Origin of the sequence: Alitiscatomonas sp. (assembly GCF_037242085.1) — a bacterium.
Taxonomy (GTDB): Bacteria; Bacillota; Clostridia; order Lachnospirales; family Lachnospiraceae; genus Alitiscatomonas; species Alitiscatomonas aceti.
Genome location: NZ_JAXXBR010000046.1, coordinates 19,865 through 30,754 on the forward strand (window position 1 = coordinate 19,865; position 10,890 = coordinate 30,754).

The 10,890-nt window shown below is 54.2% G+C and carries 15 protein-coding genes; 2 read left to right on the forward strand and 13 right to left on the reverse strand.

Features of this window, described 5'->3' with window-relative positions; translation table 11 throughout:
- Window positions 1–25: 25 nt before the first annotated feature.
- The 13 genes from WIH05_RS03020 to WIH05_RS03080 all read right to left on the reverse strand — a co-directional run bounded on the left by WIH05_RS03020 (window position 26) and on the right by WIH05_RS03080 (window position 9,762).
- Complete coding sequence (locus WIH05_RS03020; protein WP_022272632.1) at window positions 26–715, reverse strand: hypothetical protein; 690 nt, start codon at window positions 713–715, stop codon at window positions 26–28.
- 68 nt (window positions 716–783) lie between these two features.
- Window positions 784–2,328 (reverse strand): DUF1538 domain-containing protein, encoded by a 1,545-nt coding sequence (locus tag WIH05_RS03025; RefSeq protein WP_022272631.1) that lies wholly within the window; start codon window positions 2,326–2,328, stop codon window positions 784–786.
- A gap of 34 nt (window positions 2,329–2,362) precedes the next feature.
- Complete coding sequence (locus WIH05_RS03030) at window positions 2,363–2,503, reverse strand: hypothetical protein (RefSeq protein WP_022272630.1); 141 nt, start codon at window positions 2,501–2,503, stop codon at window positions 2,363–2,365.
- Window positions 2,504–2,555: 52 nt separating this feature from the next.
- Window positions 2,556–2,966 carry a GerW family sporulation protein gene (locus WIH05_RS03035; protein WP_022272629.1) on the reverse strand — a complete coding sequence of 137 codons (411 nt, stop codon included), beginning with the start codon at window positions 2,964–2,966 and terminating at the stop codon, window positions 2,556–2,558.
- Window positions 2,967–2,969: 3 nt separating this feature from the next.
- Window positions 2,970–3,935 carry a DUF2953 domain-containing protein gene (locus tag WIH05_RS03040; protein ID WP_022272628.1) on the reverse strand — a complete coding sequence of 322 codons (966 nt, stop codon included), beginning with the start codon at window positions 3,933–3,935 and terminating at the stop codon, window positions 2,970–2,972.
- 11 nt (window positions 3,936–3,946) lie between these two features.
- Entirely contained in the window at window positions 3,947–4,264 is a 318-nt protein-coding gene (locus WIH05_RS03045; RefSeq protein WP_022272627.1) for a hypothetical protein, read from the reverse strand.
- Between the two features lies 1 nt (window position 4,265).
- The gene (locus WIH05_RS03050; RefSeq protein ID WP_337424956.1) at window positions 4,266–5,003 is read right to left on the reverse strand and encodes a nicotinamide-nucleotide amidohydrolase family protein; all 738 of its coding nucleotides are present in this window, start codon (window positions 5,001–5,003) and stop codon (window positions 4,266–4,268) included.
- On the reverse strand, window positions 5,003–5,545 hold the full coding sequence (pgsA, locus tag WIH05_RS03055; RefSeq protein ID WP_022272624.1) for a CDP-diacylglycerol--glycerol-3-phosphate 3-phosphatidyltransferase: 543 nt from the start codon (window positions 5,543–5,545) through the stop codon (window positions 5,003–5,005). Before pgsA ends, WIH05_RS03050 begins: the two co-directional genes overlap by 1 nt.
- Window positions 5,529–6,866, reverse strand: coding sequence for a 30S ribosomal protein S12 methylthiotransferase RimO (rimO, locus tag WIH05_RS03060; RefSeq protein ID WP_215653008.1), 1,338 nt, complete (start codon window positions 6,864–6,866; stop codon window positions 5,529–5,531). Before rimO ends, pgsA begins: the two co-directional genes overlap by 17 nt.
- A gap of 78 nt (window positions 6,867–6,944) precedes the next feature.
- On the reverse strand, window positions 6,945–7,268 hold the full coding sequence (gene rpoZ, locus WIH05_RS03065; RefSeq protein WP_022272622.1) for a DNA-directed RNA polymerase subunit omega: 324 nt from the start codon (window positions 7,266–7,268) through the stop codon (window positions 6,945–6,947).
- A gap of 105 nt (window positions 7,269–7,373) precedes the next feature.
- The gene (gmk, locus tag WIH05_RS03070) at window positions 7,374–8,006 is read right to left on the reverse strand and encodes a guanylate kinase (RefSeq protein WP_022272621.1); all 633 of its coding nucleotides are present in this window, start codon (window positions 8,004–8,006) and stop codon (window positions 7,374–7,376) included.
- A gap of 16 nt (window positions 8,007–8,022) precedes the next feature.
- Entirely contained in the window at window positions 8,023–8,901 is an 879-nt protein-coding gene (locus WIH05_RS03075; protein WP_022272620.1) for a YicC/YloC family endoribonuclease, read from the reverse strand.
- A gap of 60 nt (window positions 8,902–8,961) precedes the next feature.
- Complete coding sequence (locus tag WIH05_RS03080) at window positions 8,962–9,762, reverse strand: EcsC family protein (RefSeq protein WP_022272619.1); 801 nt, start codon at window positions 9,760–9,762, stop codon at window positions 8,962–8,964.
- Window positions 9,763–9,972: 210 nt separating this feature from the next.
- On the opposite strand from WIH05_RS03080, the gene WIH05_RS03085 reads away from it, so the two are divergent.
- Both WIH05_RS03085 and WIH05_RS03090 read left to right on the forward strand, forming a co-directional pair.
- Entirely contained in the window at window positions 9,973–10,599 is a 627-nt protein-coding gene (locus WIH05_RS03085) for a hypothetical protein (RefSeq protein ID WP_022272618.1), read from the forward strand.
- A 17-nt stretch (window positions 10,600–10,616) separates the two neighbouring features.
- The coding region (locus tag WIH05_RS03090; RefSeq protein WP_337424958.1) for a hypothetical protein at window positions 10,617–10,890 on the forward strand (274 nt) is incomplete at its 3' end.

Genomic DNA, 10,890 nt, shown 5'->3' on the forward strand with positions numbered 1-10,890 from the left:
TCCCGTTCCTTATCCGCATGCCTCTTTACGGTTCCTGATCCTCCTCGATCAGCCGCATGCCCGCCGTCTCGGTCACAGGAAGGGAAAATACAATGGCCCTGGCCTTGGTCTCCAGGCCGGCCTTTTCCATGATGCTCGTCATGATGGCGTTTTTTCCTTCCTTCCTGGTCACCATAAAGATCACCTCTTTTTCCTTTGCCAGGGAGACTCCGAAAAACTTCTCAGCCTTTTCCGCCCCGGTCCCCTTGGCATGGATCACGGTCCCGCCCGGCGCATGGGCCGCTCTGGCAGCATCCATCACAAGCTCCGTGTAGCCCTGGTTGGCGATCACCACCAAAAGCTCATACTTTGTATCCTTCAACGTGCTCTCCTCCCCTTTTACGAACCCACGGCCGTCCGTGAGAAACTCAAACTGCTTCTTTCCTCCGATGCTGCTGACGGGAACGATGAACGCGATCCCGCTTCCGGGTATATCGATCTTGATCTGGCGTTCCAGCCCGGTCTTTAACCGCTTCCACTCTTCCCCTGTGACAACAGAAAAGATCACCGCCTTCTCCGCCGCCTCCAGGCCAAAGGCATCCAGGATCTCCGAAGCCGCCGTTCCCCGGCCGTATGTAAGGAGAGTCACCGAAAGACCATACTCCCGGTAAAAATCCAGGAAACGCCGGGCCTGGTTCCGGTCACTGATGGTCGCCATCATATATAATCCGCTCATATAAACCTCATATTCTTTAAAATCCAGACTTTATCCTGCATGGACCTCCAAAGCCCTCTGTTTCCCAGTTACAGCTCGATGACCGCATTGTCATCGATGCCGTCAAAGGCCAGGACGCCAGTTCCGGCAGAAGCCTTCCTCTGCTTCCGTTCTGTGATCTTTGCATAGAGCCCCATGATCTGAATGGTGATCAGGGGCGTCATGGCAACCATGGCCACAACGCCGAAGGCGTCTGTTACGATATTTCCTCCCAACGCCGTACAGGCTCCCTGGGCCAGGGGCAGCAGGAAGGCCGCCGTCATGGGTCCCGATGCCACGCCGCCGGAGTCAAAGGCAATGGCCGTGTAGATCTTTGGAACAAAGAAGGAAATTCCAAGGGCCACCGCATAGCCCGGGATCAAAAACCAGAGAATGGAGATTCCTGTGATCACGCGGATCATAGCCAGTCCCAGGGACACGGCCACGCCCACAGAAAGCCCGGCGCCCATGGCTCCGGCCGAGATGGCCCCGTCGGTGATCTCCTCCACCTGCTTATTTAAAACGTATACGGCCGGCTCTGCCTTGACAATGAAATATCCGATGACCATGGCAATGGGCACCAGGATCCATGTAAAACGGAAACCGGTCAGAACCTGGCCCAGATAATTTCCCGCCGGCATGAAGCCCGCGTTGGCACCGGTAAGGAACAGTACCAATCCCAGGTAGGTATAAACAAAGCCCACCAGGATCTTTTTCACCTTCCGTTTCGCCAGTTTTAACAGGAATATCTGAAAAATCATGAAAAACAGGAAGATGGGGAGAAGGGCCATGGCGATCTCCTTCATATATAAAGGGAAGTTCAGAAGGAACATGAGTCCCATTTCCCTGGAATCGCCAAACTCCTGGATCACCGGCGCTGTGTAGGCGGCATTCTGGGGATTGTAGATCATGCCTAGGATCATCACGGCCAGGATCGGCCCCACCGAGCACAGGGCCACCAGGCCGAAGCTGTCGTCGGCCGCATGGCGGTCGCTTCGGATGGCCGATACGCCCACACCCAGGGCCATGATGAACGGCACGGTCATGGGACCGGTGGTAACGCCGCCGGAATCAAAGGCCACGCTTAAAAAATCCTTTGGCACAAAGGCCGCCAGGACAAATACCACGGCGTAGCAGACCACCAGGAGCGGCGGAAGGGCCATGGAAAACAGCATACGCAGGAGGGCGATCACCAGAAAGGCCCCCACACCGCAGGCCACCGACAGGATCAGCGTCATATTGGGCACCGCCGGCACCTGGCCCGCCAGAACCTGGAGATCCGGTTCTGAAATGGTGACGATAAACCCCAGAAGGAATGCCACTGCCACGATCACCGGCAGGTTCCGGCTCCTGGTCAGGCAGGTGCCAATGCGCTCGCCCATGGGCGTCATAGACATTTCCGCGCCCAGGGTAAAGAACATCATGCCCACCAGGATCAGCACCGCTCCCATGAGAAAGCACAGGAGGACGCTGGGAGAAATGGGCGCAATGGTAAAGCAGAGGAGCAGGACGATGCTGATGATGGGAAACACCGCCTGGGCCGCCTCTTTCCACTTTTCTTTTAATTTTTTTCTGATTCCAGACTGTTCACTCAACGTTTTCTTTCCTTTCTTACGGATCCGTTCCGTCTTATGAACAACAGAACAGATTATAACCCAGGATCAGAAGCGAAATGGCAATGACCACCATCACAAAGGATTTGGGGAGGATCAGTACCCAGGTCATGCCGACGCCGGTGCAGAAGATCATAAGGCCGCACAATCGTTTCATACCAGCCTCCATTGGAAAAGACGTTCTGGTACATCATATGCAGCCGGACTTCCTATTTTTCTTCTTTTGCCTCCGCTTCATAACCCGCTTTCATATCCTCCGCCTTTTCCATGGCCTCCGGGGAAATATCCTTTCCGCCCACAAAGCGGTTTACCAGATCCGGCACCATATCCAGAGCCTTTGTCATGGCGTCCTGGTGCCGGATGTTCACAAGCCGGGTCATTCCGTTCTGGATCACCAGGATGGCGCTGGGGGACATCCTGGCTCCCATGCCGCCGCCGGTATTGGCTTTGGAATTCTGGACATAGGAGCCGGCTCCCATGCCGCAGGACACGTCCATCAAGGGGATGATGACGGCATCCTCCACCTTTAACGGCTCTCCCACCACGGTCTTTGTCGTAATAAAATTATCCATACCCTTCAAAAGCACGTCCACCGTTGAAGGAAACTGATTTTCTGCCATTTCTTACTCCTTTCTCCTGCCTCTTCCCCGCAGCAGCCTGCGGAAATTTTTGTTTAAGAATACACGGCCGGCGGTCCACAGGACTGTGGCTGCGCGGATCCGCCCCCGGATATGGACCTCTCCCTCCAGGATCTTTTCCTCAAACTCCGGGATCAGCGTGAAGCTCCTGGCGTAAACGCCGTAAAAGGGACTGACTGCCGCCAGTACCTGGCCCGTATAGCTGGGATCCTCAAACCCGAACCGCAGGGTCCCCTTAAGGGTCTGTGGAAGCAGATGGCGGATCAGCCGGACGGTCTGCCGCCGTACCAGCCGGAAGGTCTTTTTATTTTCCTCATCCGTGAGAGTTCTCTTAAGCTTCCGGTATTTCATCTTTGCAGAGTGGAACCGCTCTCTCATACGCACCGCCGTGTTTTTTAACCGGTCCAGGCGGGACGGGCGTTTTTCTGCTTCCTCCATCCCGGTCTGCTGCGGCAGACGATCGGGACTCTCCTCCCCTGCTCCCAGAAGATCGGCCATATGGACCATTTCCGGCTCCTGGTCCACAGGTATGCCGGCTTCCTCTTGTCCGGCCCCCGGACCGATGACCGGATCCTCCTGGGAACCGCCGGCCCCAGACATCTCCCCCTCCGGCCCGTATGGCGGAAAGCAGTCGTCCATCCCTGCCCAGGGATCCTCATTTCCCGTATCCTCCGTCTCCGGCTCCCTTTCCCAGAGGGTCTCCTGGAACGGCTGGAGCCATAAGACCTTCACCGTCACCACCAGCTTCTCCTCCCAGGAGGCCGTGACCCGGAAGGCACGGAACAGCCAGGAAATACAGGCCTCGCCTCTGGAGATCTTATAAAAGCTTCCATCCGCCCGGTACCGCACCGGAACAAAGAGGGCCAGAAGGACACCCGCCAGGATCATCCCCAGGACTGCAAGCAGGATGATCCCCAGGATCTTCAGTATGAATAATAACACATGGAGCATTCCAGACTCCCCTACTCTTTCAGATTTCCCAGGAGAAAACCGGCAACGTCAAAGCCTCCGGTCTTCTGGTATACCTGGTTGACGATCCTGGCAGAAAGTCGGACCGCATCGTCGTGGTCGGCGGCGATCCCCAGGATCAGCATATCTTTTTCCTTATAATATGGCTGTGCCAGGGCCATGGCGGGATAAAGGTCCAGAAGGTTTTTCCCATTGGAGGGAAGGGTTAGGATCCAGTATCCTGTTTTTTTCCCTTCTCTCACTGCCTGGATGAAGGAATACCGCCGTTTCTTCGCCTCATCCCCCACATACAGCCGTTCATAAAACCGCATCCTAGCCGTAGTATTTCAGGATACAGCGCCGCAGAAGATCCAGGGCCTCCATGGCTGACTGTTCCCGTATTTCTGTTCTGGAGCCGTGGAAATGGCACTCCTCCACTGTCACATCGCCGTTCAGACAGCAGGCAATATAGACCAGGCCCACGGGCTTTTCATCGGTGCCGCCGTCTGGGCCTGCGATCCCGGTCACTGCCACAGCGGCCTCCGCATCGGCCTCCTCTGCTCCTCCGGCCGCCATTTCCCTGGCCGTGGGCTCACTTACAGCCCCGTATTTTTTCAGCGTGTTTTTCCCCACTCCCACCATTTTCCTCTTGGCCTTATTGGAGTAGGTGACAAAGCCCTGGTTAAAGACCTCTGAGGCTCCGGCCACATTGACGATCTTCGACGCGATCATACCACCGGTGCAGGATTCCACTGTGGTCACTGTCAGCTTGTTTTTCACCAGGAGACGGACCACGGCTTCCTCCATGGTCTCGTTTTCCCTGGTGGTATAGTACATATCTCCCAGGGCTTTTTTTATGGAACGGGATACGGGCCTTAAAAGCTCCTTCGCCCGTTCCTCATCGGTCTCCGCCGTTTCTGCCAGAACATGGACCTCCTTGCCCCGCCGCCTTGTGCAGACCGGGACGGCGCTTCCCTGGTTCAGGATCTCCTTTAAGGCATCTTTTACTTCCGTCTCGCTGACTCCATAGATCTTAAAGATCTGTCCACATCCCTTTTCTGTTCTGATCATTACATTTTCCCTTCTTTCAGAACATTCACGTTTTTTGTGATATAATCCACCAGAGAGATCACAGTCAGGACCAGGGCGATCCATACCACGGCCGTTGTCACCATGGACAGGGCCGGGATCCCAACGATCAGAAGGACCACTGCGATCATCTGGAAGGTGGTCTTAAACTTTCCCCAGTAGCTGGCGGCGATGACCACCCCGTTGTCAGAGGCCACCAGACGGAAGCCGCTGATGATGAATTCCCGGCTGATGATCACAATGACCATCCAGGCCGGGAGCTCCTTAAGCTCCACCAGGCAGATCAAGGCCGAGCATACCAGCAGCTTATCGGCCAGAGGGTCCATAAATTTTCCAAAGTTGGTCACCAGATTGTATTTCCTTGCGATCTTTCCGTCCAGCATATCGGTCAGGCTGGCAATGATGAAGATCGCTGCGGCCACATACCGCAGGGTCTGGTTTTCGCCGCCGTCATATAAAAGGGTCAGCACAAAGAACGGGATCATGATCACCCGCAGGATCGTCAGTTTATTCGGTAAATTCATCTTCAACCTCCCCAATCAGATCGTATTCCAGAGCGCCTGTGACCCGGACCCGTACAAAGTCCCCGGACATCAGGGAAAGCCCTGTGTTCACAAAGATCAGCCCGTCCACGCCTGGGCTGTCCATATAGGTGCGGCCCACATAGGCGTTTTCGTCGGCCACCTTTCCCTCGATCATCACTTCCAGAACGCTTCCTTTCATGGACTCGGACTTTTCAAAAGCAATGTCCTGCTGAAGCTCCATGATCTCCGCCCTCCGCTCCTCCTTCACCTCATCGGGTACCTGGTCCTTAAAGGAATAGGCTGGGGTATCCTCCTCCGGAGAGTAAGCGAAGACGCCCAGGCGGTCAAACTCCATATCGTCCACAAACTCCATGAGGATCTCATGGTCCTCCTCCGTCTCCCCCGGGAAGCCGGAAATAAAGGTGGTTCGCAGAGCGATATCCGGGATCTCCCGGCGGAGCTTTGCCACCAGCTCCCGGATCTCCTTATTGCTGGTCCGCCGTCCCATGCGCTTAAGAATGGCGTCACTGGCGTGCTGGATAGGAATATCCAGATAGTGGCAGACCTTCTCTTCATTCTTTATGGTCTCGATCAGCTCGTCGGTGATCTCCTCGGGATAACAGTACTGGAGACGGATCCACTGGATCCCCGGAATCGAAGAAAGCCGTCTTAAAAGTTCTGGAAGCTTCTTCTCCCCATACAGATCCTTTCCGTAAAGGGTCGTCTCCTGGGCCACCAGGATCAGCTCCTTTACCCCCTGGTCCGCCAGCTCCCTGGCCTCCTTTTCCAGCTGCTCCATGGGAACGCTCCTGTATCTTCCCCTTAAATAAGGAATGATGCAGTAGGTGCACCGCTTATCGCAGCCCTCAGCGATCTTTAAAAATGCGTAGTGGCCGCCGGTGGTCACCAGCCGCTTCGTTTCCTTGCCCACCGGTGCGTCGATGTCCTTAAATACCAGTGTTTTTTCACCCTTTAAAGCCTCTCTTATGGCTCCGGCGATCTCCTCATAGGATGTGGTGCCTAAAACGGCATCCACCTCCGGGATCTCCTCGGTAATCTCGTTTTTATACCGCTCCGCCAGGCATCCGGTGACGATCAGGGCCTTCAGACGGCCGCTCTTTTTAAGCTCTGCCATCTCCAGGATGGTGTTGACGCTCTCTTCCTTGGCGTCCCCGATGAAGCAGCAGGTGTTGACGACGATCACATCGGCATCCGATTCATCGTCCACAAAGCTGTATCCCTCTCCGCCCAGGATCCCGAGCATTTTTTCCGTATCCACCAGGTTTTTATCACAGCCCAGTGATATGAAAAGCAGATTCATTCCAGTTTTTCCTTTCTTTTGAAAAAAAGGGGAAGCCAGCAGTAAATCCCTAGAGCTGTTCTCCCCCCTTTGTTCCTCTTATTCTTCCTTTTCAGCCTCTTCTGCGGCGTCTTTGGCACCGCACTCTGCTTCATCGTTCTCTGTCAGAGAAGCCTCCTCCGGCAGCTCCTCCTCTTCGGGAAGGATCGTCACCTTCTGCTCGTATAATTCCTGTACGGCTGTGGAAAGCGGCTTCTTTCTCGCTGCTCCGGCCACTAAGGGATCGGCTCCGGCGATCAGCTGTCTGGCGCGCTTGGCTGCCGCGATCACGATGGAATAACGGCTCTGGACCACCGGCTGCTCACCCGGCTCCACGCCGCTGTTTACTGCCTCGATCAGGTCTGTATAAGATGGATGTAACATAAAAGGTCTCCTTTCGCATTCTGCGTTCTTTAACAGCCGCCTTTTCCTCCGGCAGCTGCTCCCTGCTTCTATATATTACCGGCTGAGGCCCGGATCCGCCATGGATCAGAGGCTTTCCGCCAGTTCATGCAGCTCTGTTTTTATCCGGTCCATCAGCGTTCTGCTGTTTCCGGCCTTTAAGTGCTGGGACTGGATCAGATGGTGGAGCTCCTCCACGCACTGGTCCACGGTGTCGTTCACCAGGATGTAATCATAGGACTCCATTTCCTCGGATTCCTCCAGAGCCCGTTTTAAACGGCTGGCGATCACTTCCTCCGTCTCTGTTCCGCGGCTCACCAGCCTCCGCTTCAGCTCTGCGGCTGTGGGCGGCACCACGAAGATCAGGATGGCGTCCGGGTACTGCCTTTTCACATTCAGCGCACCCTGGATCTCGATCTCAAGGATCACGTCCTTCCCCTCGGCCATTTTGGATTCCACATAGGATCTGGGAGTCCCGTAATAATGGTTCACATACCGGGCGTGCTCGATGAGGCGGTCGTTCTGGATCAGCTCCTCAAACTGCCCGTCGGTCATAAAGAAATATTCCCGTCCGTCCTGCTCTCCGGGACGGGGCGCTCTCGTGGTGGCAGAAATGGAAAGCGCATAATTATCGTATTTCTCCAACAACGCCTTCATGACCGTTCCCTTGCCTGCCCCGGAAAAGCCCGAGACAACGGCCAGCATCCCTTGTCGTTTCATAGTCATCACTCCAGTATTATTCAATGTTCTGAATCTGCTCTCTTACTTTTTCGATCTCTGTCTTTAAAAGGATTCCCTGGTCCGAGATCTCCAGGTCATTGGATTTGGACAGAATCGTATTGGATTCCCGGTTCATCTCCTGGGCAATGAAATCCAGCTTCCTTCCCACACTGCCGCCGGCCAGAAGCTCCTTCTTCATTCCCTCGATATGGCTCCTTAAGCGGACCGTCTCCTCGTCCACACAGATCTTATCTGCAAAGACCGTCACCTCTGTGAGGATCCTGGACTCGTCGATGGTGGAGTTCTGGAGAAGCTCCCGTACCTTGTCTCCCAGCCGCTGCCGGTATTCCTCCAGGATCTTCGGGGAACGCTCCTCGATAAAGTCCACCATAGACAGCATATGGTCCAGCTTTCCGATCAGGTCGTTCTTCAGGTTCTCTCCCTCTCTGAGCCTTGTCTCCACAAAGTTTTCAGCGGCTCCCTTCAGGACCTCCTGAAGCATGGCCCACATGTGCTCCTCATCCTCCGGCACCTGCTCCATGGTAAGGACCTCCGGGCACCGGGAGAGCATGGAAACGGTCACATCGTCCTCCAGACCGAACTGCTCTGCCATCTTTTCAAAGTTTTTCATATATTCGGCGGCCAGTGTGCTGTTATATTTTAAGGAAACCTGGTCCTCCGTATAATCCTCGTAGGTAATAAACACATCGACCTTGCCCCTCTGGATATAATCCTTTAAGAGGGTCCGCATCGCCGCCTCGAAATAGTTGAATTTCTTGGGCATTTTGATGCTCAGGTCCAGATAGCGGTGGTTCACTGCCTTGATCTCAACAGATATCTTACATTCATCCGTCACAGCCTCGCACCGGCCGAAACCGGTCATGCTTTTTATCATTTTCAACCATGCCTCGCTTTCACATAGATAAAATTATTATAAGGCAAATGGAAAAGGTAGTCAACCAGTTTTGCCCATGAGATACCGCTTCCTATATTTTAACTGCACATAGGTCATGACCTGCTTCCAGCAAACCGGATTGGAAAGGCCGCCGAAGGCTCCCACCACCGGAAGGCCCTGGATAAATTTGGCGGCTAGCATGTCTATGGCAAAGGCGTTTCCCACCGCCTGGATCTGTGCCTCCAGATCCTCTCCGGATACGGTCAGTTCTTTCTTCTGGACCAGCGTATAGATCAGCCTGTCCACCCGTGCGTTGTTCTCGGCCCACTGCTCCCCCCGGCTGACAGAAGCCTCCAGGAGACATAAGATAAAAAACCGTTCCTCCGGCGTATCATAGGAAAAGCCAAAATACAGCGCCGTCTCATAAACGCCCCTTAAAAGCATAGCCGTAAATATGGCGATGTCCGGCAGGCCCACGCCTAAAAGCCCCAGCCCCAGGCCCTCCGCCGCGCTGACAGCCTGGTTTTTCAGATTCCTTCTGGCAGCCTCGGTCCGGAGCTTTTTGTACTCCTTCCGGCTTTCCTTTAAATCCAGGGAAAAATCCCGGACCTTAAAATCCTTTTCCAGTTCGTCCCTCCGGTAGGTCTTTTCGATCAGAAGATTCCCCTTTTCAAAAATCGTCCGGAAGGCCATGCAGAACGCCTTCTGAAGGTTTTCCGACATCTTTGGAGGGATCCTGGCCGTCAGCGCCTCCTTCCAGCCGGGCTCTGTATGGGATAAAGCCCTTTGCTCCAGCCGTTTCTCTTCCTTTTCGATCTTCTCCAGCTCCAGGGTCACTGGAGATTTTTTTATGAATTTCATGTTCCCTTCCACCTCCTGCTGCTGTTTTCTACGGATTATAGCAGAAACAGAAGAAAATTAAAACAGGTGTAAGAAAAATGTCAGACTTTTCTTTCTCCCTTCTGGTATAATTATAATATAAAATATCAGAGGCAAAACAGGCATGTGACCCGCCTTTCTCCAAAAACAAAGGGAGCACAGGCATGGACAAAAACTGAAAAGGAGGGGCCTATGAAGTTTAAAAACCGTATCTTCCATATCATGACCATTTCTCTCCTCATACTGTCGGCGGTCCTTCTTTCCGCCTGTGGGAAACAGGAGACGGCAGGATCCATGAAACTCACAAAAGCCGAGCTTTCCGACAAGGAAAAGGCGCTGGCAGACCTGCTGGCTCCCGTAGGTTCGTCCCGTTTATTTGACTTCACCGTGGATGAGACCATCCGGCAGGTTACGGTCACCACATATGAACTGAAAAATGGACAATGGGACCGCTTCACATCCAACAGCACTCCCCTGTCCGGCAGCCAGGGGCTTTTGTTTCTCGGATTTGAAAATATCCCCGATGGGATCCGGACCGGCATACAGATCGATGAAAAAAACAGCGTGAGCCAATGGGAGCCGTTTGAAAGCGCCGAAGAGTCCTCCGCCCCGTCCGCATGTGTTACCAGACAGCTGGAACAGCCTGCGGATATTATCCCGGAAAAAGAGATTCCTGTGATCCTCCAGATCCTGGATTCCGGAGGCACCATAGAGACCCTGGACCTGGACTTTTTCCACGACCCGTCCAGGGCAGAAGGCTATGGATATGACCGGGTCTTTTGTATTACCGTTTCTTTTAGCCAGACGCCTCTAAGATAAACAGGAGGTGGAACTCTATGAAAGGAAGAAATGACCGATTTACGATCTCAATATACCTGCTGCCGCTTTTCCTGGCTGTTTTTCTCACCGCCTGCGAGGTCAGGGACTCTTATATGAACGCTGAGGTGATTTCCGCAGATGAAACGTCCATCACGGTCCGGTCCATAAAGGCCGGGGACTCCCATGCCCCCAAGGGCGTGCTGGAGGCAGAGACCCTGCTCCTTGACCTGACCGGCTATGACAGCGTATCCATCCCCGAAGGTCTGGCTCCCGGCGATGGGATCCGTGTCC

What these genes read in the sequence shown, in the direction of transcription:
- WIH05_RS03020 (WP_022272632.1), bottom strand. Translation starts at nt 715, where the DNA reads ATGAGCGGATTATATATGATGGCGACCATCAGTGACCGGAACCAGGCC.
- WIH05_RS03030 (WP_022272630.1), bottom strand. Translation starts at nt 2,503, where the DNA reads ATGAAACGATTGTGCGGCCTTATGATCTTCTGCACCGGCGTCGGCATG.
- WIH05_RS03035 (WP_022272629.1), bottom strand. Translation starts at nt 2,966, where the DNA reads ATGGCAGAAAATCAGTTTCCTTCAACGGTGGACGTGCTTTTGAAGGGT.
- WIH05_RS03040 (WP_022272628.1), bottom strand. Translation starts at nt 3,935, where the DNA reads ATGCTCCATGTGTTATTATTCATACTGAAGATCCTGGGGATCATCCTG.
- WIH05_RS03045 (WP_022272627.1), bottom strand. Translation starts at nt 4,264, where the DNA reads ATGCGGTTTTATGAACGGCTGTATGTGGGGGATGAGGCGAAGAAACGG.
- WIH05_RS03050 (WP_337424956.1), bottom strand. Translation starts at nt 5,003, where the DNA reads ATGATCAGAACAGAAAAGGGATGTGGACAGATCTTTAAGATCTATGGA.
- pgsA (WP_022272624.1), bottom strand. Translation starts at nt 5,545, where the DNA reads ATGAATTTACCGAATAAACTGACGATCCTGCGGGTGATCATGATCCCG.
- rimO (WP_215653008.1), bottom strand. Translation starts at nt 6,866, where the DNA reads ATGAATCTGCTTTTCATATCACTGGGCTGTGATAAAAACCTGGTGGAT.
- rpoZ (WP_022272622.1), bottom strand. Translation starts at nt 7,268, where the DNA reads ATGTTACATCCATCTTATACAGACCTGATCGAGGCAGTAAACAGCGGC.
- gmk (WP_022272621.1), bottom strand. Translation starts at nt 8,006, where the DNA reads ATGAAACGACAAGGGATGCTGGCCGTTGTCTCGGGCTTTTCCGGGGCA.
- WIH05_RS03075 (WP_022272620.1), bottom strand. Translation starts at nt 8,901, where the DNA reads ATGATAAAAAGCATGACCGGTTTCGGCCGGTGCGAGGCTGTGACGGAT.
- WIH05_RS03080 (WP_022272619.1), bottom strand. Translation starts at nt 9,762, where the DNA reads ATGAAATTCATAAAAAAATCTCCAGTGACCCTGGAGCTGGAGAAGATC.
- WIH05_RS03085 (WP_022272618.1), top strand. Translation starts at nt 9,973, where the DNA reads ATGAAGTTTAAAAACCGTATCTTCCATATCATGACCATTTCTCTCCTC.